Here is a 20074-nt window from a genome sequence, read left to right as displayed (position 1 = left end):
TGCCGATGCTGGCGGCCAGCTGGCCGATCAGCTGGCGCTTGAGCGCGCCATCGGGCAAGGCGCTCCAGAGCGGTCGCGCCTGGCTGGCCATGCGCGCGCGGCCCTCGGCCGTGCCGAGGTCGCAGTCGGCCCCGGCGGATTCGACCAGGAAGCGCGAGAGCGGCACGGCTTCCTTGACGCACTGCGCGAAAGCGGCTTCGCCGTTGGCGCGGATGAAGCTGTCCGGGTCGTGCTCGGCGGGCAGGAACAGGAATTTGACGCTGCGCGTGTCGGTGGCCAGGGGCAGGGCGGCGTCGAGCGCCTTGCGCGCCGCGCGCCGCCCGGCGGCGTCGCCGTCGAAGCTGAACACCACGGAATCGGTGAAGCGAAACAGCTTTTGCACGTGGTCGGGCGTGCAGGCCGTGCCCAGCGTGGCCACAGCATTGGCAAAGCCCAGCTGGGCCAGCGCGACCACGTCCATGTAGCCTTCGGTGACCAGGGCGTAACCGGCCACGCGGATGGCGGTGCGGCCCTCGAAGAGGCCGTAGAGCTCGCGGCCCTTGCTGAACACCGGGGTTTCGGGCGAGTTGAGGTACTTGGGCTCGCCCTTGTCGAGCACGCGCCCGCCAAAGCCGATGCACTCGCCCTTGACGTTGCGGATCGGGAACATGATCCGGTCACGAAAGCGGTCGTAGCGCTTGGCCTGGCCATCGGCGCCTTTTTCGTCCTCGTGTTCGATCACCATGCCCGACTCGACCAGCAGCGGCGCCTGGTAGTCGGGGAACACGCTGGCCAGGGCGCGCCAGCCCTCGGGCGCGTAGCCCAGGCCGAAGGTCTTGGCGATCTGGCCCGAGAGGCCGCGGCCCTTGAGGTAGTCGATGGCGCGTGGCGAGACCTTGAGCTGTTTGGCATAGGCCTGCGCGGCCTTCTCGAGCACGTCGGTGAGCGTGGCCTGCTTCTGGCGCTGCTGTGCGGCGCGCTCGCGGTCCTGCGGCGAGGCCTCGTCTTCCGGCACTTGCATGCCCGCTTGCTGGGCGAGGTCTTTCACCGCCTCGATGAAGCTCATGCCGGCGTGTTCCATCAGGAAGCCGATGGCGTTGCCGTTGGCCCCGCAGCCGAAGCAGTGGTAGAACTGCTTGCTCGGGCTGACGCTGAACGAGGGCGATTTTTCCCCGTGGAACGGGCACAGGCCCATCAGGTTGGCGCCGCCCTTCTTGAGCTGCACGTAGCGGCCCACCACGTCGACCACGTCCACGCGGTTGAGCAGTTCCTGGATGAAGGTCTGGGGGATCGCCACCGGGGTATTCTGACCGATGCACCCCGCCGCCTCAGTCCCCCGCGACGATGCCCTCGCGGCGCGGGTCCGCACCGCCCAGCCACACCGGCTGGCCGCGCCGGGAACCTCGCATCAGGGCCTGCAGGCCGCTGGTCATGTCCCCTTCCTCCACGGTGTGGCCGCGCTGGCGCAGGGCCTCGACGGTGGCGACGGGGAAGCGTTTCTGCTCGAGCAGCAGGGGCCCGCCGGTGGTGCCGAAGTTGGGCAGGTTGATCGCGTCCTGCGGCGACAGACCCCATTGCAGCGCCCCGTGCAGCGTCTTGGCGGTGAAGTGGATGATGAGGGCGCCACCCGGGCTGCCCGCGCTCATCAGCAGCGCACCGCTGGCCTTGTCGAACACCAGCGTGGGCGACATGGAGGAGCGCGGGCGCTTGCCCGGTTCGACGCGGTTGGCGATGGGCTGGCCCTGGGCGTTGCGGGGCGCGAAGCTGAAGTCGGTGAGTTCGTTGTTGAGCAGGAAGCCGCCTGGGCGGCTCGGGTCGGTGGTGACCATGAGCCGCGAGCCGAACACGGCCTCGATGGTGGTCGTCATGGCCAGGGCGTTGCCGTAGGCGTCCACGATGCTGATGTGGCTGGTGCCGTACTCGGGCTGCTCGGGCATGGGCGCCCAGCCGACCTGCACGCCGCCGGGCACGCCAGCGGGTGCCTGCGGCATGCGCGCGCCGGGGCTGATGAGGCGGGCGCGCTCGTCCAGGTAGCGCGCATCGAGCAGGCTGCTCCAGCGGCCACCGGGGGCGGCGACGAAGTCGGGGTCGGCCACGTACTGGGCGCGGTCGGCGAACGCCAGCCGCGATGCTTCCGTGTAGCTGTGCAGCCAGTCGGCCGAGGGCAGGGCGGTGCCCATCGCGGGCGTTGTCAGGGGCGCCTGGGCCTGTGGCGTGCGCGCGAGCAGGCCGAGGACCTGGCCGACCGCGATGGCGCCCGAGCTGGGTGGCGGAAAGCCGCAGATGCGAAGGGCGCGCTGTCCCGCCGTGTGGTCGTGGCACAGGGCCTCGCGCTCGCGCGGCTGGTAACGCTTGAGGTCGTCCAGGGCGAGGCTGCCCGGGCGCACCGGGTGTTGCCGCACCTTGTTCACGATGGCCTGGGCCACCGGCCCTTCGTGCAAGGCAATGGGGCCCTGGGCCGCGATGTTCCTGAGCACCTGCGCCAGTTCCGGGTTGCGCAGCATGTGGCCCACGGGGTGAGGCTGGCCGTCGGGCCGGTAGAAGTAGGCCGCCGCCACCGGGTCGCTTTTCAACGCGGTTTCGGCCATCAGCAGGGTGTGCAGGCGCGGGCTGACGGCAAAGCCCTGGTCGGCCAGCGCGATGGCGGGCTCGAACAGGCGCGCCCAGGGCAGCTTGCCGTGCTGCCGGTGCGCTTGCGCGAGCATCGCCACCGCGCCTGGCGTGCCCACCGAGCGGCCGCTGGCCACGGCCGCCATGAAGGGCAGGGGCTTGCCCTGTTCGTCGAGGAGGAGTTGCTCATTGGCCCCGGCGGGCGCCGTCTCGCGGCCATCGAAGGCCTGGACGCGGCGCCCGTCGTGGTGCAGCAGGAAGGCGCCACCGCCGATGCCGCTGGACTGCGGCTCCACCAGCGTGAGCACCATCTGCACGGCGATGGCGGCATCCACCGCACTGCCGCCGGCGCGCAGGATGCGCGCACCGGCCTCGGTGGCCAGCGGGTTGGCCGCGGCCACGGCCTGGCGCGGGAACGCCCAGCCGGGCTTGGTCGTGAGGCCCGAGGCGCCCTCGGGCTGCGCGATGGAGGAGGACGGGGGCGGGGAGGATGGGGTGCCGCAAGCGCTCAGCAGGGCGAGCGAGGCGATGAGGCCGGCAAGGCGTTTCATGGGCATGGCTCCTTGTGGATCGGTGGCGGGAGCCTGCAACCGTAACCCGGAAACGGCCGTGGACCGCCACCAGCGGTCCACGGATGCGTAAGAAGCCGTTTCCGCGCCGGGGGGCCGATTACTTGGGCGCGAGGCGGATCGCGCCGTCCAGGCGGATCACTTCGCCGTTGAGCATGTCATTCTCGAAGATGTGTTTGGCCAGCTTGGCGTAGTCCTCGGGGGTGCCCAGGCGGCTGGGGAACGGCACGCCCGCGGCGAGCGCATCCTGCACTTCCTTGGGCATGCCAAAGAGCATGGGCGTGCCGAAGATGCCGGGCGCGATGGTCATGTTGCGGATGCCGTTGCGCGCCAGGTCGCGGGCGATCGGCAGCGTCATGCCGACCACACCGCCTTTGGACGCCGCGTAGGCCGCCTGGCCGATCTGGCCGTCGTAGGCCGCCACGCTGGCGGTGGAGATCATCACGCCGCGTTCGCCCGTGGCTTCGGGCTTGTTCTTGCACATGGCCTCGGCGGCCAGGCGGATCATGTTGAAACTGCCCACCAGGTTGACCATGATGGTCTTGGTGTACACGCCCAGGTTGTGCGCGCCGTTCTTGCCCACGGTCTTTTCGGCCGGCGCAATGCCCGCGCAGTTCACCAGGCCCATGAGCTTGCCCAGGGACAGGGCCTTGGCCACCACCGCCTGTCCATCGGCCTCGCTGCTCACGTCGCATTTCACGAAGGCACCGCCGATGTCCCTGGCCACGGCCTCGCCCTTGTCGGCCTGCATGTCGGCGATCACGACCTTGCCGCCGTTGGCCGCCAGCATGCGCGCCGTGCCTTCGCCCAGGCCCGATGCGCCGCCGGTGACGATGAATACCTTGCCTTGAATGTCCATGGGTGTGCTCCTGTGTGATGAGAGGGGATGTGACGTTGACGTAAACGTCAATTCGACCCGGATTATGCGACATGGCCGTGTCATGCCCTTGTCACGGCGGCGCCCTAGGCTGGGCGCTTTGTTTCCACCATGGAGCCCACATGTTTGACAGCCAGGACGAGCTGATGCGCCGCATCCACACCGACCTCATGGACGGTTACGACGAAGAGCTGGAGATGGAGCTGGAAGACCGTGTGCTGGACCCGTCCCAGGACGCCGACGAAGCGGCCCGCCAGAAGGAAGCGCGGCGCACCTACTTTCGCGAGCTGTTCAAACTCCAGGCCGAGCTGGTGAAGTTGCAGGACTGGGTGGTCGCCACCGGCCACAAGGTGGTGATCGTGTTCGAGGGCCGCGATGCGGCCGGCAAGGGCGGGGCGATCAAGCGCATCACCCAGCGCCTGAACCCGCGCGTGTGCCGCGTGGCCGCGCTGCCCGCGCCCAACGACCGCGAGCGCACGCAGTGGTATTTCCAGCGCTACGCCGCGCACCTGCCTGCGGCGGGCGAGATGGTGCTGTTCGACCGCAGCTGGTACAACCGCGCCGGCGTCGAGCGCGTCATGGGCTTCTGCACCGACGAGCAGTACGAGGAGTTCTTCCGCTCGGTGCCGGAATTCGAGAAGATGCTGGTGCGCTCAGGCATCCAGCTCATCAAGTACTGGTTTTCGATCTCGGACGAAGAGCAGCACCTGCGCTTCCTGGGGCGCATCCACGATCCGCTCAAGCAGTGGAAGCTCAGTCCGATGGACCTGGAGAGCCGGCGCCGCTGGGAGCTCTATACCCAGGCCAAGGAAGTGATGCTGGAGCGCACCCACATCCCCGAATCGCCCTGGTGGGTCGTGCAGGCGGACGACAAGAAGAAGGCCCGCCTGAACTGCATCCACCACCTGTTGCGGCAGATGCCCTACGGCGAGGTGGAGCGTGCCACGATCACGCTGCCCGAGCGCGTGCGCCACGAAGGCTACCGGCGCCACCAGGTGCCTGGCGAGATCCACGTTCCGCAGGTGTACTGACCGCCCCAAAAAAGAAAAAGCCTCCATGCATTCACACGGGGGCTTTTTCTTTCGCCCAGGCGCCTCAAGTCCAGAACATCGCGGCGCCGGCTTCGCCGGTCCGCCGATGTTGCTCCCTCGAGGGGCGCGCGCGAAGCGCGGCGGGGGTGTTCTTACTTGTAGCCCACGCGGTCCAGCATCTGCTGCACCTTGGTCATGTTCTTGGCGACCACGCCCAGCGGCACGGTCTCGGCCTTGAAGCGGTCGCCGCCCATGGCCTGGATGGCGGGGTTGTCGACCTTCAGGCCCCTGACGGTGGGGAACTCGTTGTTGCCGTTGGCAAAGTAGTCCTGGGCGAAGGGGCTGGCCAGGAACTCCATGAAGGCGATCGCGTTGTCGCGGTTCTTGGCGTGCTTGGCCACGCCGGCGCCCGCGATGTTGACGTGGGTGCCGCTGGTGGCCTGGTTGGGGAACATCACCTTGACCTTGCTCATCACGGCCTTGTCTTCGGCCTTGTCGGACTTGATCAGCCGCGCCACGTAGTAGGTGTTGGTCAAGGCCACGCCGCATTCGCCCGAGGCCACGCCCTTGATCTGGTCCGTGTCACCGCCCTTGGGCGCGCGCGCCATGTTGGCCACCACGCCCTTGAGCCAGGCCTCGCCCTTCTGGTCGCCCAGGTGCTCGACGATGGTGGAGAACAGCGACAGGTTGTAGGGGTGCGAGCCCGAGCGCGTGCACACCAGGCCCTTGAGCTTGGGGTCGGCGAGCTGCTCGTAGGTGGCCACGTCTTCGGCCTTCACGCGGGCGGGGTCGTACACGATCACACGGGCCCGGGTGGAAAAGCCGGTCCAGGTCACGCCGTCGGCGGTGGCGGTGGCGCGCAGGTTGGCGGGAATGGCCGCGTCGAGCTTGGCCGACTTGATGGGCTGGAACAGACCCTGGGTGTCGGCCACGGCCAGGCGGGCAGCGTCCACCAGCATGATCACGTCGGCGGGGGAGGCCGCACCCTCGGCGCGCAGGCGCGCGATGATGCCGGCGTCGTCCGCGTCCACGCGGTTGATCTTGATGCCGGTGGTCTTGGTGAAGGTCTCGTACATGGCCTCGTCGGTCTGGTAGTGACGGGCGGAATACAGGTTGAGCACCTTGTCCTGGGCCTGGATCGGGGTGTGTGTGCCCAGCACGGCGGCTGCGGCAATGGCCATCATGGCGAGTTGGGGGAATCGGGTCATGACGCGGTCCTTGAAGGGGTTGGAGCGGGCGAGGGGGAGGTGTTCTGCCCCGCCAAGCGGGTCGGCGTGAGCGGGGATAATGCCGCTGGCGATGCTAACACAAACGAGAATGGTTCTTAACAAAAGCTTATGTCGAACGGCCTGGGTTCTGGCCGCCGTGCTGCTGGTGGCGGGCTGCTCCAGCGGCCCCCCCGTGCAGCCGCAGACGCCTCCGGTGGCGGTGGTTCCCACCGTCCCTGAAACACCTTCGCGTGCGCCCCGCCTGGGGCTGGCACTCGGTGGAGGGGCGGCGCGCGGCTTCGCGCATGTGGGCGTGATCCAGGTGCTGGAGCAGAACGGCATCCGGCCCGACCTGGTGGTGGGCACCTCCGCCGGCAGCATGGTGGCCGCCATGTACGCCAGCGGCAAGACCGCCGCCGAGCTGGAGGCCGCGGCCCTCAGCATGGAAGAAGCCACGCTGACCGACTGGTCCCTGCCCATCCTGGGCCGGGGCATGCTGCGCGGCGAGGCGCTCACGCGCTACGTGCGCCAGGCCGTGGGCGGCAAGCTGCTGGAAAACATGAGCATTCCCCTGGGTGTGCTGGCCACCGACCTGGCGACCGGGCAGGGTGTGCTGTTTCGCCGCGGCGATGCCGCCCAGGCCGTGCGCGCATCGAGCGCCGTGCCTGGCGTGTTCGCGCCGGTGAACATCAGCGGCCGCGACTACGTGGACGGCGGCCTGGTGGCGCCGGTGCCGGTGCGGTACGCCCGCGACATGGGGGCCGAGGTGGTGCTGGCGGTGGACATCTCGAGCGCGCCAGAAGGCAATTCGGCGGTCGGCAGCGTGCAGGTGCTGTTGCAGACCTTTGCCATCATGGGGCAGAGCATCAACCGCCACGAACTGGCCGGCGCCGACGTGGTGCTGCGCCCGGCGCTGGTGGGCGTGGGCAGCGCAGACTTCACGGCGCGGCTGCGCGCCATCGAAGCGGGCCGCGCCGCCATGCAGGCGGCCTTGCCGCAGCTGCGCACCCAGCTTGCCCGGCGCCTGCCGGTCAGCCGGCCATAAAAAAAGCCCTCACTTTGCAGTGAGGGCTTAAGGGGTCCGATGAAATCGAATTTCGAAAAGGACCCGAGGAGACAACCAGAAAAACAGACCTGAGATTCAGGCGCTGCCTTTAGGAGGTAGCGCGCCGTGACTTGATACTAGAGGGGCCTTTTTGACGCGTGTCAAGCGGCCCGATCAACGGCACGATCGCGGTGCTGTGCTGCTTAGCGCTTCTTGGCGGCCGTCTTGGTCGCGTTCACGGCCGAGGCGGTCACGGTGTTGAAGTTGGCTTCGGCCATTTCGGTGGCTTGCTTGACGGCCTTCTGGACCGATTCCATCGCGTTGTTGGCGGCGGACACGGCGCTCTTCATCACGGCCACGGCGGTTTCGGAGCCGGCGGGCGCGTTCTTGGCCGCGTTGTCCACGACAGCCAGGAATTTCTTCTGGGTGTCGCTGGCTTGGGCTTCAGCGGCCTTGCCGAACTCGGCGCCGGTGCCGGCGGCGATGTCGTACAGGTGGCGGCTGTAGGCCACGGTCTTCTCGGCCAGGGGCTGCATCAGGTTGGCTTGCAGGGACAGCAGTTCCTGTGCGTCCTTCACGCTCAGCAGGGCCTGGGCGCTGTTGGCGGATTCGGACAGGGCAGCCTTGGTGGCTTGCACGTTCAGATCGACCAGCTTTTCCATGCCTTCGAAGGCTTTCTGGGTCAGGCCGAAAAGGGTTTCGATGTTGGCTTTCTGGGCGGCAACGATTTGTTCAGCGGTCAACATATTCATACTCCTAAACTTTGTAAAACAAGGGCTTAGTTGAAGGCTGCTGAGAACACCGCGCTGTCGGGACGCTGTTGTTTTCGTTCGCTTTGCTGCGCTGCAACATGACCCGAATTATAGAGAGATGCCGCGTCGCTGCAAGCACTTTTTGTTGCGCTGCAGCATTCTAGATGCGGCCTTCTAAAACACGGTGGCGGCACTGTGGCTTCCAGCTGCGACCACAATGGGCCGGCCTGACCCCATCCCTTTGCCCCGCCCGCGCCCTGTGCACGCCTACTACGCCGATCACTTTGTCCTGCCGCTGCCCAGCGGGCACCGCTTTCCCATGGGCAAGTACGCGCGGCTGCGCGAACGGCTGCAGGCCGAGATGCCCGAGGTGCAGATGGGCGAGGCCTTGCCCGCCAGCAGCGGTGAGCTGGCCCTGGTGCACACGCCGGGGTACATCGAGGCGGTGGCCAGCGGCGGCCTGAGCCCGGCGGCGCAGCGCGAGATCGGCTTTCCCTGGAGCCCGGCCATGGCCGAACGGGCGCGCCGCTCGGTGGGCGCCACCTTGCAGGCCTGCCGCAGTGCGATGAGTGGCGCCGGGCTGGCGGCCAATCTGGCGGGTGGCACGCACCACGCCTATGCGGACAAAGGCAGTGGCTTTTGCGTGTTCAACGACTTCGCGGTGGCGGCCCGCCTGATGCAGGCCGAGCACGCGCGCCTGAACCGTGCGCGGGGGCCGCTGCAGGTTGCGATCATTGACCTCGATGTGCACCAGGGCAACGGCACGGCGTCCATCTTCGCCAACGACGCCTCGGTGTTCACCCTCTCGTTGCACGGCGCCAAAAACTTCCCGTTCCGCAAAGAGCCCAGCGATCTCGACGTCGAGTTGCCCGATGGCTGCGACGACGACACCTACATGGAGGCGCTGGAGCGGGCGCTGGGCGAGCTCGAGCGGCGCTTCGACCCGGGCCTGGTGCTGTACCTGGCCGGCGCGGACCCCCACGAGGGCGACCGGCTCGGGCGCCTCAAGCTCAGCTTCGATGGCCTGGAGGCGCGCGACCGCCGGGTGATGGACTGGGCCTGGCAGAAGCGCCTGCCGCTGGCCCTGGCCATGGGCGGTGGTTACGGCCACGACCTGGAGGCCACGGTGCAGGTGCAGGTCAACACCTACCGCACCGCGCTGCAGTACCGGCAGCGTTGGCGTGCGCTGACGGCGGCGTCGACGGCGGTTGCCGGATCAACCCACTGGCACAATGCCCCGGCATGAGCACCGCCAGCAGCCCGCCCCCACGTCCCCAAGCCTTGCCGCGCAGCGCCTACCGGGTGTTCCGTCCCATCGGTACGCGCTGGAGCGACAACGACATCTATGGCCATGTGAACAACGTGGTGTACTACAGCTGGTTCGACACGGCGGTCAATGCGCACCTGATCGAGCAGGGCGCGCTCGACATCCACGGCGGCGAGGTGATCGGCCTGGTGATCGAAACCCAGTGCAATTACTTTGCGCCGCTGGCGTTTCCCCAGACCGTCTGGGCCGGCCTGCGCGTGGCGCACCTGGGCAGCTCCAGCGTGCGCTATGAAGTGGGCCTGTTCGCCGACGGAGACGACACCGCTGCGGCGTGCGGGCATTTCGTCCATGTGTACGTGAACCGCGAAACCCGCCGGCCGGTCCCGCTGCCCGACATCCTCAAGAAGACCCTGGAGACCCTGCGATGAGCCAGAACCCTGCGTCGCCCCTGATCGATGCCGCCAGCGTCGACGCCGCCATCAACAGCCGCATGTCCGTCCGGGCCTTTCTGCCCGACCCGGTGCCACGCGACACCATCGAGCATCTGCTGCGGCTGGCCAGCCGCTCGCCCTCGGGCACCAACACACAGCCCTGGAAGGTCTATGTGCTGCAGGGTGCCAGCCGCGACAGCCTGGTGGAGAAGGTCTGCGCCGCGCATGACGCGCTGCGCGCCGACCCGGCCCTGGCGGCCGAGTACGTCGAGGAATACGACTATTACCCTGAGAAATGGGTCAGTCCCTACATCGACCGGCGCCGCGAAAACGGCTGGGGCCTGTATGGCCTTCTCGGCATCACCAAGGGCGACAAGGACAAGATGCACGCGCAGCACCAGCGCAACTTCCGCCTGTTCGATGCGCCTGTGGGCCTGATGTTCACCGTGGACCGCATCATGGGCCGGGGCTCGCTGGTGGACTACGGCATGTTTCTGCAGACGCTCATGATCGCCGCGCGCGGCCACGGCCTGCACACCTGTCCGCAGGCGGCGTGGAACGGCTTTGCCAAGATCATCCTGCCGCACATCGGGGCCGGCGACAACGAAATGCTGGTGTGCGGCATGGCCCTGGGCTACGCCGACCCCAGCCACCTGGTCAACAGCTTTCACACGCCGCGCGAATCGGTCGAGAGCTTCACCCACTGGCTGGAATAATCGCCGGTTCCACTTTTCATTCCAAAGGACACAACATGATCACCACCCCCAGCGGCCTGCAGTACGAAGACACCGTGGTCGGCAACGGCGAAGTGGCCCAGGCCGGCCGTCCCGTGCAGGTGCACTACACCGGCTGGCTCTACAACGATGGTGTGCAAGGCTCCAAGTTCGATTCGAGCAAGGACCGCGGACAGCCGTTCGAATTTCCGCTGGGCGCGGGCCATGTCATCAAGGGCTGGGACGAAGGCGTGCAAGGCATGGCCGTGGGCGGCACCCGCCGCCTGGTGATCCCTGCCGCGCTCGGCTACGGCTCGCGCGGCGCGGGCGGCGTGATCCCGCCCAACGCCACCTTGCTGTTCGAGGTGGATCTGCTGGCCGTCTGACGGCATGCCGGCGCCCTCGCGGGCGCCCTACCGCGCCCAGCGAAGGCGCTTCGGAGACGACATGACATCACCCACCCTGCGCCGGCTGTGCCTGGCGGCCACCTTGCTGCCCGGACTGGCCCGGGCCGCAGACATCGACGGCAGCCAACTGTCGGTGTGGTGGGGCGTTCCGTTCGCGGGCGTCCTGCTCTCCATTGCCCTGGTGCCCTTGCTGGCACCGGCTTTCTGGCACCACCATTTCGGCAAGGTGTCGGCGGCCTGGGCGCTGGCCTTTCTCGTGCCGTTCGCCATCGTGATGGGCCCGGGGCTGGCCGGCGCCAGCGTCGTGCATGCCTTGCTTGCCGAGTACATCCCCTTCATCGTGCTGCTCACCGCGCTGTTCACGGTGGCCGGTGGCATCTTCGTGCGGGGCAACCTGCATGGCAGCCCCGGCCTGAACACCGGCCTGCTGGCCGTGGGCGCGGTGCTTGCCAGCTTCATGGGCACCACTGGCGCATCGATGCTGCTGATCCGGCCCCTGATCCGTGCCAACGACAACCGCAAGCACCAGGTGCACGTGGTGGTCTTCTTCATCTTCATCGTTTCCAACGCGGGCGGCTCGCTCACGCCGCTGGGTGACCCCCCTCTGTTCCTGGGCTTCCTCAAGGGCGTGGATTTCTTCTGGACCATGTCGCACCTGTGGATGGAGACCCTGGCGCTCATCGGTGCGTTGCTGGTGATCTTCTACGCCATCGACTGGTGGTACTACCACCGCCGCGAGGAGGTCCAGCCGCAGGACCCGACGCCCGACACCGCGCGCCTGGGCTTCGACGGCGGCTTCAACTTCGCGCTGCTGGGCGTGGTGGTGGCGCTCGTGCTCATGAGCGGCTTGTGGAAGTCATCGGTGGCGTTCAACGTCGCCGGTACCGAGGTCGGCCTGCCAGGCCTGCTGCGCGACCTCGGGCTGATCGCGGTCACCCTCATCTCGCTCAAGCTCACGCCCTCCAGCGTGCACGAGAGCAACCAGTTCGCCTGGGGGCCGATGCAGGAGGTGGCCAAGCTGTTCGCCGCGATCTTCCTCACGATCATTCCGGTGATCGCCATGCTCAAGGCCGGGGTGGACGGCCCGTTCGGCGCCGTGGTCAAGGCGGTGACGAACGCCGACGGCTCGCCGAACCCGGCCATGTATTTCTGGGCCACGGGCGCGCTGAGTTCCTTTCTCGACAACGCACCCACCTACCTGGTGTTCTTCAACACCGCCGGCGGCGATCCACAGGTGCTGATGACCGCCATGGCGCCCACGCTGGTGGCCATCTCCGCCGGCGCGGTGTTCATGGGTGCCAACACCTACATCGGCAATGCGCCCAATCTCATGGTCAAGGCGATCGCCGAAGACCGTGGCATCCGCATGCCAAGCTTCTTTGGCTACATGCTCTGGTCGGTCGGCATCCTGGTGCCGCTGTTCGCACTGATCACCTGGATCTGGTTTGTCTGACCTCTTAAAGGAATCTCCCGCCATGACCACCCGCCCCGCCATCCTTGTTGCCCGCCAGGTGTTCCCCGAAGTGGTGGACAAACTGCGGCAGCACTTCGATGTGGACACCAACGAGGACGACGCACCGCTGGCGCCCGCACAGCTGATCGAACGCCTGCAGGGCAAGGTGGGTGTGATCACCACCGGCAGCGAGCGCGTGGACGCGGCCCTCATCGCGGCCTGCCCCGGGTTGAAGATCGTGGCCAACATCGCCGTGGGCTACAACAATTTCGACCTGCCGGCCATCACCGCCGCCGGTGTGCTGGCCAGCAACACGCCCGACGTGCTGACCGAGACCACCGCCGATTTCGGCTTCGCCCTGCTGCTGGCCACGGCCCGCCGCCTCACGGAGAGCGAGCATTTCCTGCGCGCCGGCCTGTGGAACCGCTGGGCCCTGGACATGTTCGCCGGCGCCGAGGTGCACGGCAGCACGCTGGGCATCCTCGGCATGGGCCGCATCGGCCAGGCCATCGCGCGCCGGGGCGCGCACGGCTTTGGCATGAAGGTGATCTACCACAACCGGTCGCGGCTCGATGCCGCGACGGAGGGCGAATGCAAGGCCCGCTACGTGAGCAAGGAGGAGCTGCTCAGGACGGCCGACCACCTCATCCTTGTGCTGCCCTACAGCGCCGAGTCGCACCACGCCATCGGCGCGGCCGAGATCGCGCAGATGAAGCCCACGGCGACGCTGGTCAACATCGCGCGCGGTGGCATCGTGGACGACGCGGCGCTGGCCGTGGCGCTGCGAGAAAAGCGCATCGCTGCCGCAGGGCTGGACGTGTACGAGGGCGAGCCCAAGGTGCACCCCGACCTGCTCACCGTGCCCAACATCGTGCTCACGCCGCACATCGCCAGCGCCACCATCACCACGCGAAAGGCCATGGCCCACCTGGCGGCTGACAACGTCATCGCCTACCTCACCCAGGGCAAGACCCTCACCCCGCTCAACCCCGAAGTGGCGGGCCAGCGCTGAACGACACGATGAACAACGACCTGCTTCTCTGGCTGCTGCTGATCGGCGTGGCGCTCAACCTCGCGCTCGGCCTGTGGCTGCTGCTGCGCCGTGCGCCGGTGGATGCCCAGGAACTGGCGCAACGCGAACGCCTGCTGGACCAGGTGCAACTGCAGGGCCAGCAGGTCGGCCAGCGCGTCGAGCGCGTGGAAAGCGAGTTGCGGCGCGAGATCAGCGAGCAGTCGCGTGGCGGGCGTCAGGAAATGCAGCAGACCCTGGCCACTTTCCAGGAGACGCTCTCGCGCCAGGAAGCCGAGGCCACGCGCACCCAGAACGCCCAGCTCGACGCCTTCGCCGTGCAGCTGGTGCAACTGCGTGGCACGCTGGGCGACACCCTCACGCGCCAGTTGCAGGACATGAGCGAAGCCAACGCGCGTCGCCTGGCCGAGATCCGCACCACGCTGGACGCGCAGCTGACGCAGCTTCAGCAGAACAACGCCGCCAAGCTGGACGAAATGCGCGCCACGGTGGATGAAAAACTGCAGAGCACGCTGCAGGCGCGCCTGGGCGAGAGCTTCAAGCAGGTGGCCGACCGCCTGGAGCAGGTGCACAAGGGCCTGGGCGAGATGCAGACGCTGGCGCAGGGCGTGGGTGACCTCAAGCACTTGCTGACCAATGTGAAGACACGCGGCATGTTTGGCGAAGCGCAACTGGCCGCGCTGCTCGAACAGGTGTTCGCGCCCGACCAGTACGCCGTGCAGGTGATGACCAAGCCGGGCAGTCGCTTCACGGTGGACTTCGCGATCAAGATGCCGGGCCGAAGCGAGGACGGCGCGCCCTGCTGGCTGCCGATCGATGCGAAGTTCCCCAACGAAGACTACGAGCGCCTGCTCGACGCGCAGCAGCGCGCCGATGTCGAGGGCGCCGACCTCGCCGCTCGCGGGCTGGAGCAGCGCATCCGGCTCGAAGCCAAGTCCATGGCCGACAAGTACCTGCAGCCGCCGCACACCACCGACTTCGCCATCCTGTTCCTGCCCACCGAAGGCCTGTACGCCGAGGTGCTTCGCCGCCCGGGGCTGATGGAAGTGCTGCAGCGCGAGCACCGCGTGACCCTGGCCGGGCCCACTACCCTCATGGCCATGCTCAACTCGCTGCAGATGGGTTTTCGCACGCTGGCGCTGGAGAAACGCTCCAGCGAGGTCTGGCAGGTGCTGGGCGCGGTCAAGACCGAGTTCGGCAAGTTCGGCGACGTGCTCGCCCGCGTGAAGAGCCAGACCCAGACCGTGCTCAACACGCTCGACAGTGCGGAGACACGCAGCCGCGCCATGGGCCGCGCGCTCAAGGCGGTGGAAGCCCTGCCGCAAGACCAGGCCAGCGCGCTGCTGCCGCTGGACCCCACCGACAACGCAGACGCTTGAGCCCACAGCTTCGATCCGTCCTCTGGCGCCTCATCGCGGCGCAGATCTGCCTGCATGCCTGCATGACGGGCTTTCGCATGTCCGCGCCGCTCATGGCGCTGCGCGAGGGCTACAGCCCGGCGGCGGTGGGCATGCTGCTGGCCTTGTTCGCGCTGGCGCCGGTGTTCATGGCCTTGCCGGCCGGGCGCTACGCCGATCGGCGCGGCCTGCGCAAACCCGTGATGCTCTCGGTGGGCGTCGCCTCGGCAGGCGCGGCGCTGGCGGTGGCCTTTCCGGTGTTCCCCGTGCTGTGCCTGACCGCGCTGACCTGCGGCGCGGCCACCGGCCTGGCCATGATCGCGCTGCAGCGCCACGTGGGCCGCCTCGCCCATGGTCCCACCGAGCTCAAGCAGGTGTTCAGCTGGATGGCCATCGGCCCCTCGATCTCCAACTTTCTCGGGCCCTTCGCTGCGGGCGTGATGATCGACAGTTTCGGTTTCCGCGCCGCCTTCCTGCTGCTCGCGCTGCTGCCCTCGCTGGCCTGGTATGGCGTGCGGCACACCGTCGAGCATGAGCCCATGGCGCCCGAGCTGCGCAAGGGCAGTGGCTCGTCGTGGAACCTGCTGAAGGACAAGGGCTTTCGCCAGCTGATGATGATCAACTGGATGCTGTCGTCCTGCTGGGACGTGCACACCTTCCTGGTGCCGGTGCTGGGCCACGAGCGCGGCCTGAGCGCCACCGTCATCGGCACCATCCTCGGCGCCTTCGCCCTTGCCGCCACGGCGATCCGCTTGCTCATGCCCTGGCTGGCTTCGCACCTGCGCGAGTCGGTGGTGATCGGCTCGGCCATGCTGGCCACCGCTCTGCTGTTCGCGGCCTATCCCCTGGTGCATTCGGCCTGGGCCATGGGCGCGCTGTCGGTGCTGCTGGGCTTCGCGCTTGGATCGGTGCAGCCCATGATCATGAGTTCGCTGCACCAGATGACGCCGCACCACCGACACGGTGAGGCGCTGGGCCTGCGAGCCATGGCCATCAACGGGTCCAGCGTGGTCATGCCGCTGATGTTCGGCTCGGCCGGCGTCCTGATCGGCGTGGGTGGGGTCTTCTGGCTGGTGGGCGCCGCCGTCGGCCTGGGCTCGCCGCTGGCCTGGCGCCTGCCGGCGCCCCCGGCCGAGCCGCCACAGCGCATGCCCTAGGGCCTGGCAGCCTCAGGCGGGCGCGAGCTTGCGCGGGGCGGCCGCGCGTTGCGGGGCCCGCGCGGCGGGGTGGGTGAAGCCCAGCCCGGCCAGGTACACGTCCATGGTGTCGCGCCCACTCTTGACGAGATCGAAGGCTCCGGGGTCGAGCAACCAGTTCTGGATCAGCCCGTCCATGATGACGTGCAGGCCCAGCGCGGCGGTGCCCAGCGGGACGTGGAGCTGGATGCCTTCGCGCTGCACCGCCTGCTGAAGGATCTCTTCGGTCATGGCCATGCACTCGTTGCGCACCTGCAGGTGCCGGTCGCGCACGGCCTGCATCTCGGCCACGTACTCCACCTTGTGGGTGGCGACCTCGAACACGCGGCGGGTCTGCTCGTCGTTGGCGGTCTGCTGGAGCGCGTTCATGATCGAGTCGCGCAGCGAGAGCAGGGGGTTGGCGGTGGTGTCTGCCGTGCGCGCGGTGCAGGCCAGCGTGCCCTCCAGCGGCATGGTCACGCGCTCCATCATGGCGTTGAACAGGTCGGCCTTGTCCTTGAAGTGCCAGTAGATCGCGCCGCGCGTGGTGCCGGCGGCGGTGGCGATGTCATTGAGCGAGGTGCGGGAAACGCCGCGCTCCTGAAACAAATGCTCGGCAGCATCCAGCAGGCTGTGGCGCGTGGCCAGCGCGTCGGCTTTGGTGCGTCGAACCATGATGTTTGTGTCTCCAGAATGGAAGCCCGTGGGGATGGACAGGACTATACATACATTCTTGGATGTATGTATACTTCGCCGTTTTGCGACAGCACAACCCGTCAGGGTATTCCCTGCCGCTGCGCGCCATCCCTCTTCATACCCAAGGACTCCCATGCCCGCCTTGAGCCTCATCAAGTCAGTGCCCGTTTCGCGCACCCGGTTCGCCCCCTTGCCTGCGCCCCAGCTCTGGCGTGGCGTGTCCGTCCTCACATTGGCCGCTGTGCTGGCTGCGTGCGGTGAGTCGGCTCCACCGCAGGCCGCCGCCCCCGGTGGCGGCATGCCGGCACCGGAGGTGGGTGTGGTCACGGTCGCTCCGGGCGACGTGGGCCTGACGACCGAGCTGCCGGGCCGCCTGGAAGCCTCGCGGGTGGCGCAGGTGCGGGCCCGCGCGGCCGGCATCCTGCAGGAGCGCCTGTTCCGCGAGGGCAGCGACGTGAAGGCGGGCCAGCCGCTGTTCCGCATCGATCCCGCGCCTTACTCGGCGGCATTGCAAAGTGCGCAGGCCAGCCTGGCGCGCTCGCAAGCCAACCTCACGCAGGCCACGGCCCTGGCTGAGCGCTATGCGCCGCTGGTGAAGGAAAACGCCATCAGCCAGCAGGAATACGCCTCGGCCGTCGCATCCCAGAAGCAGGCTGAAGCCGATGTCGCGGCGGGCAAGGCGGCGGTGCAGACCGCCAACATCAACCTGGGTTACGCGCGCGTCACCGCGCCCATCTCGGGCCGCATCGGCCGCGCGCTGGTGACCGAGGGCGCGCTGGTCGGGCAGGGCGAGGCCACGCAGCTGGCGGTGATCCAGCAGATCAACCCGATGTACGTGAACTTCACGCAGTCCGCCGCCGAAGTCTTCAAGTTGCGCAAGGCCATGGACAGCGGCCAGCTCAAGGGCGCGGGCGCGCAAGCCGCCTCGGTGCAGGTGGTGCTGGAAGACGGCACCGTGTACGAACAACCGGGGCGGTTGCTCTTTGCCGACCTGACGGTGGACAGCGCCACCGGCCAGGTGACCTTGCGCGCCGAGGTGCCCAACCCCAAGGGCACCCTGCTGCCGGGCCTGTACGTGCGCGTGCGGCTGGAGCAGGCCAAGGCCGGCAATGCCATCACGCTGCCACAGCAGGCCGTGACGCGGTCGGCGCAGGGTGACACCGTCTCGGTGGTCGGCGCCGACGGCAAGATCTCGCCGCGCCAGGTCAAGGTGGGCGGCCAGCAGAATGGCCAGTGGGTCATCCTCGACGGTGTGAAGGCCGGCGAGCAGGTCATGGTCGATGGCTTCCAGAAGCTTCAGATGATGCCGCCCGGCACGCCCGTGAAGGCCGTGCCCTGGCAGGCGCCCGGCAGTGCCCCGGCCGCTGCGGCGGCTGCGGCGGCTGCGGCGGCTGCGGCCCCGGCGCCCGAGGCCGCGAAGTAAGGAGCGCCCGACATGGCGAAATTCTTCATTGACCGGCCCATCTTCGCGTGGGTGATCGCGCTCTTCATCATGGTGATCGGCGGTGTGGCCATCACCCAGTTGCCGATCGCGCAGTACCCGCCGGTGGCCCCGCCGGCCATCGTCATCAACACCGCCTATCCTGGTGCCTCGGCCGCCACGCTGGAAGACAGCGTGCTGTCGGTGATCGAGCGCGAGATGAACGGCGCACCCGGCCTGATCTACATGGAGTCGGTGGCGCAGGCCGATGGCAGCGGCAGCATCACGCTGAGCTTCGAGACCGGGACCGACGAAGACCTGGCGCAGGTGGACGTGCAGAACCGGCTCTCTCGCGCCACGCCGCGCCTGCCGGCGGCAGTGACCCAGCAGGGCGTTCGGGTGGACAAGTCGCGCAGCAACTTCCTGTTGTTCACGATGCTCGCCAGCGACGACCCGGCACTCGACCCGGTGGCGCTGGGCGATTACGCCGCGCGCAGCGTGGTGCCTGAACTCCAGCGCCTGCCCGGTGTGGGCCAGGCCCAGCTGTTCGGCTCCGAGCGCGCCATGCGTGTCTGGATCGACCCGGCCAAGCTGCTGGGCTTCAACCTGAGCGCGACCGATGTCAACAACGCCATCCGCGCGCAGAACGCCCAAGTCTCGGCGGGTGAGATCGGTGCCCTGCCCAACGTGGCGGGCCAGAGCATCGCGGCGACCGTGGTGGTCAACGGCCAGCTCGCCAGCGTCGAGCAGTTTGGCAACATCGTCCTGCGCGCCAGCGCCGATGGCGCCACCGTGCGCCTCAGGGACGTGGCCCGCATCGAACTGGGTGGCCAGGCCTACGCCACGTCGGCCCGCCTGGACGGCAAGCCCGCGGTCGGTGTCGGCGTGCAGCTCTCGCCCAGCGGCAACGCGCTGGCCACGGCCGACGCGGTGCGCAACAAAATGCAGGAGCTCGAGCGCTTCTTTCCCACCGGCATGAAATGGTCGATCCCCTACGACAGCTCGCGCTTCGTGAAGATCTCCATCACGCAGGTGGCCCAGACCCTGGGCGAGGCGATGCTGCTGGTGTTCCTGGTGATGTTCCTGTTCCTGCAGAACTTCCGCTACACCATCATCCCGACCATCGTCGTGCCGGTGGCCCTGCTGGGCACCTTCGCGGCGCTGCTGGCCATGGGCTTCTCCATCAACGTGCTGACCATGTTCGGCATGGTGCTGGTGATCGGTATCGTGGTGGACGATGCCATCGTGGTGGTCGAGAACGTCGAGCGCATCATGAGCGAGGAGGGCCTGCCACCCTTGCAGGCCACGCGCAAGGCCATGTCGCAGATCTCGGGCGCCATCATCGGCGTGACCGTGGTGCTGATCTCGGTGTTCGTGCCACTGGCCTTCTTTGCCGGTTCGGTGGGCAACATCTACCGCCAGTTTTCCGCAGTGATGGGCGTGTCCATCGCCTTCTCGGCCTTCATGGCGCTGTCGCTCACCCCCGCGCTGTGCGCGACCCTGCTCAAGCCGGTCGAGGCCGGGCATCACCACGAGAAGGGGGGCTTCTTCGGCTGGTTCAACCGGGGCTTTTCGCGCACCGCCAAGCGCTACGAGCGTGGCGTGGCCGCGCTGCTGCCGCGCGCCGGTCGCACGCTGATCATCTACGTGGCCATCATCGCGGCGGCCGCCGTGGTCTACATGCGCCTGCCCACCTCGTTCCTGCCCAACGAAGACCAGGGCACGATGCTGGTGAACGTGCAGCTGCCGCCAGGCGCCACGCAGGAGCGCACGCTGGACGTGATGAAGCAGGTCGAAGGTTTCATCCTGAAGCAGCCTGAGGTGGAGAGCATGGTGGGGGTGCTGGGCTTCAGCTTCTCCGGCCAGGGGCAGAACGCGGCGCTGGCCTTCGTCAACCTGAAGGACTGGGACGAGCGCAGTGGCCCGGGCCAGTCGGCGCAGGCGCTGGCCGGGCGCGCCTTCGGCGCGTTCATGGGCATTCGCGATGCCTTCGTGTTCCCCTTAAGCCCGCCGC

General features: G+C 68.0%; 18 protein-coding genes. 12 read left to right on the top strand and 6 right to left on the bottom strand.

Features of this window, described 5'->3' with window-relative positions; translation table 11 throughout:
* From dnaG to KIT86_RS19445, 3 genes are all read right to left on the bottom strand, one after another.
* The coding region (gene dnaG / locus KIT86_RS19455; protein WP_297401404.1) for a DNA primase at positions 1 to 1276 on the bottom strand (1276 nt) is incomplete at its 3' end.
* 31 nt (positions 1277 to 1307) lie between these two features.
* Positions 1308 to 3140: a gamma-glutamyltransferase family protein gene (locus KIT86_RS19450; protein ID WP_297401403.1), complete on the bottom strand. Its 1833-nt coding sequence runs from the start codon at positions 3138 to 3140 to the stop codon at positions 1308 to 1310.
* Positions 3141 to 3258: 118 nt separating this feature from the next.
* Entirely contained in the window at positions 3259 to 4017 is a 759-nt protein-coding gene (locus tag KIT86_RS19445) for a 3-hydroxyacyl-CoA dehydrogenase (protein WP_297401401.1), read from the bottom strand.
* Positions 4018 to 4157: 140 nt separating this feature from the next.
* Between KIT86_RS19445 and ppk2 the strand changes: the two genes are divergently transcribed.
* The gene (gene ppk2 / locus KIT86_RS19440) at positions 4158 to 5066 is read left to right on the top strand and encodes a polyphosphate kinase 2 (protein WP_297401399.1); all 909 of its coding nucleotides are present in this window, start codon (positions 4158 to 4160) and stop codon (positions 5064 to 5066) included.
* Between the two features lie 152 nt (positions 5067 to 5218).
* Here ppk2 and KIT86_RS19435 read toward each other — a convergent pair whose 3' ends face one another.
* Positions 5219 to 6250, bottom strand: a complete 1032-nt coding sequence (locus KIT86_RS19435) for an extracellular solute-binding protein (RefSeq protein ID WP_297401408.1) — start codon at positions 6248 to 6250, stop codon at positions 5219 to 5221.
* Positions 6251 to 6383: 133 nt separating this feature from the next.
* Here KIT86_RS19435 and KIT86_RS19430 point away from each other — a divergent pair, with 133 nt between their 5' ends.
* Positions 6384 to 7319 carry a patatin-like phospholipase family protein gene (locus tag KIT86_RS19430; protein WP_297401397.1) on the top strand — a complete coding sequence of 312 codons (936 nt, stop codon included), beginning with the start codon at positions 6384 to 6386 and terminating at the stop codon, positions 7317 to 7319.
* 203 nt (positions 7320 to 7522) lie between these two features.
* Here KIT86_RS19430 and KIT86_RS19425 read toward each other — a convergent pair whose 3' ends face one another.
* The gene (locus KIT86_RS19425; RefSeq protein WP_297401395.1) at positions 7523 to 8065 is read right to left on the bottom strand and encodes a phasin family protein; all 543 of its coding nucleotides are present in this window, start codon (positions 8063 to 8065) and stop codon (positions 7523 to 7525) included.
* A 265-nt stretch (positions 8066 to 8330) separates the two neighbouring features.
* Between KIT86_RS19425 and KIT86_RS19420 the strand changes: the two genes are divergently transcribed.
* The 8 genes from KIT86_RS19420 (at position 8331) to KIT86_RS19385 (ending at position 15926) form a co-directional block, all read left to right on the top strand.
* Positions 8331 to 9317 carry a histone deacetylase gene (locus KIT86_RS19420; protein ID WP_297401406.1) on the top strand — a complete coding sequence of 329 codons (987 nt, stop codon included), beginning with the start codon at positions 8331 to 8333 and terminating at the stop codon, positions 9315 to 9317.
* A complete protein-coding gene (locus tag KIT86_RS19415) occupies positions 9314 to 9766 on the top strand; it encodes a thioesterase family protein (RefSeq protein WP_297401393.1) in 453 nt (150 codons plus the stop codon). Before KIT86_RS19420 ends, KIT86_RS19415 begins: the two co-directional genes overlap by 4 nt.
* Positions 9763 to 10485, top strand: coding sequence for a nitroreductase (locus tag KIT86_RS19410; protein WP_297401391.1), 723 nt, complete (start codon positions 9763 to 9765; stop codon positions 10483 to 10485). The genes KIT86_RS19415 and KIT86_RS19410 overlap by 4 nt, the downstream gene beginning before the upstream one ends.
* Positions 10486 to 10520: 35 nt before the next feature.
* The gene (locus tag KIT86_RS19405; RefSeq protein WP_297401389.1) at positions 10521 to 10868 is read left to right on the top strand and encodes an FKBP-type peptidyl-prolyl cis-trans isomerase; all 348 of its coding nucleotides are present in this window, start codon (positions 10521 to 10523) and stop codon (positions 10866 to 10868) included.
* Between the two features lie 61 nt (positions 10869 to 10929).
* The gene (locus KIT86_RS19400) at positions 10930 to 12342 is read left to right on the top strand and encodes a sodium:proton antiporter (RefSeq protein ID WP_297401388.1); all 1413 of its coding nucleotides are present in this window, start codon (positions 10930 to 10932) and stop codon (positions 12340 to 12342) included.
* A gap of 22 nt (positions 12343 to 12364) precedes the next feature.
* Positions 12365 to 13354 carry a D-glycerate dehydrogenase gene (locus tag KIT86_RS19395; RefSeq protein ID WP_297401386.1) on the top strand — a complete coding sequence of 330 codons (990 nt, stop codon included), beginning with the start codon at positions 12365 to 12367 and terminating at the stop codon, positions 13352 to 13354.
* 8 nt (positions 13355 to 13362) lie between these two features.
* Positions 13363 to 14751 (top strand): DNA recombination protein RmuC, encoded by a 1389-nt coding sequence (rmuC, locus tag KIT86_RS19390; RefSeq protein ID WP_297401384.1) that lies wholly within the window; start codon positions 13363 to 13365, stop codon positions 14749 to 14751.
* Positions 14748 to 15926, top strand: a complete 1179-nt coding sequence (locus KIT86_RS19385) for an MFS transporter (RefSeq protein WP_297401382.1) — start codon at positions 14748 to 14750, stop codon at positions 15924 to 15926. The genes rmuC and KIT86_RS19385 overlap by 4 nt, the downstream gene beginning before the upstream one ends.
* Positions 15927 to 15938: 12 nt before the next feature.
* Here the strand turns inward: KIT86_RS19385 and KIT86_RS19380 are convergent, their stop codons facing one another.
* Positions 15939 to 16619, bottom strand: a complete 681-nt coding sequence (locus KIT86_RS19380) for a TetR family transcriptional regulator (protein ID WP_297401380.1) — start codon at positions 16617 to 16619, stop codon at positions 15939 to 15941.
* A gap of 154 nt (positions 16620 to 16773) precedes the next feature.
* Between KIT86_RS19380 and KIT86_RS19375 the strand changes: the two genes are divergently transcribed.
* Positions 16774 to 18063: an efflux RND transporter periplasmic adaptor subunit gene (locus KIT86_RS19375; protein ID WP_297401378.1), complete on the top strand. Its 1290-nt coding sequence runs from the start codon at positions 16774 to 16776 to the stop codon at positions 18061 to 18063.
* Between the two features lie 12 nt (positions 18064 to 18075).
* Positions 18076 to 20074 (top strand): efflux RND transporter permease subunit (locus tag KIT86_RS19370; RefSeq protein ID WP_297401376.1); only part of this gene is annotated, 1999 nt, incomplete at its 3' end.

The sequence above is a fragment of the Hydrogenophaga sp. genome (assembly GCF_026125825.1).
Lineage (GTDB): Bacteria > Pseudomonadota > Gammaproteobacteria > Burkholderiales > Burkholderiaceae_C > Hydrogenophaga.
Note: the sequence above shows the minus strand (reverse complement) of the source record. Positions and strands in the feature narration are given on the sequence as shown.

Bases quoted from the DNA above. Each gene is read 5' to 3' on its own strand.
- KIT86_RS19425 (WP_297401395.1), bottom strand. From the start codon at position 8,065: ATGTTGACCGCTGAACAAATCGTTGCCGCCCAGAAAGCCAACATCGAA.
- rmuC (WP_297401384.1), top strand. From the start codon at position 13,363: ATGAACAACGACCTGCTTCTCTGGCTGCTGCTGATCGGCGTGGCGCTC.
- KIT86_RS19435 (WP_297401408.1), bottom strand. From the start codon at position 6,250: ATGATGGCCATTGCCGCAGCCGCCGTGCTGGGCACACACACCCCGATC.
- KIT86_RS19375 (WP_297401378.1), top strand. From the start codon at position 16,774: ATGCCCGCCTTGAGCCTCATCAAGTCAGTGCCCGTTTCGCGCACCCGG.
- KIT86_RS19400 (WP_297401388.1), top strand. From the start codon at position 10,930: ATGACATCACCCACCCTGCGCCGGCTGTGCCTGGCGGCCACCTTGCTG.
- KIT86_RS19380 (WP_297401380.1), bottom strand. From the start codon at position 16,619: ATGGTTCGACGCACCAAAGCCGACGCGCTGGCCACGCGCCACAGCCTG.
- KIT86_RS19415 (WP_297401393.1), top strand. From the start codon at position 9,314: ATGAGCACCGCCAGCAGCCCGCCCCCACGTCCCCAAGCCTTGCCGCGC.
- KIT86_RS19410 (WP_297401391.1), top strand. From the start codon at position 9,763: ATGAGCCAGAACCCTGCGTCGCCCCTGATCGATGCCGCCAGCGTCGAC.
- KIT86_RS19395 (WP_297401386.1), top strand. From the start codon at position 12,365: ATGACCACCCGCCCCGCCATCCTTGTTGCCCGCCAGGTGTTCCCCGAA.
- KIT86_RS19450 (WP_297401403.1), bottom strand. From the start codon at position 3,140: ATGAAACGCCTTGCCGGCCTCATCGCCTCGCTCGCCCTGCTGAGCGCT.
- KIT86_RS19445 (WP_297401401.1), bottom strand. From the start codon at position 4,017: ATGGACATTCAAGGCAAGGTATTCATCGTCACCGGCGGCGCATCGGGC.
- KIT86_RS19430 (WP_297401397.1), top strand. From the start codon at position 6,384: ATGGTTCTTAACAAAAGCTTATGTCGAACGGCCTGGGTTCTGGCCGCC.
- ppk2 (WP_297401399.1), top strand. From the start codon at position 4,158: ATGTTTGACAGCCAGGACGAGCTGATGCGCCGCATCCACACCGACCTC.
- KIT86_RS19405 (WP_297401389.1), top strand. From the start codon at position 10,521: ATGATCACCACCCCCAGCGGCCTGCAGTACGAAGACACCGTGGTCGGC.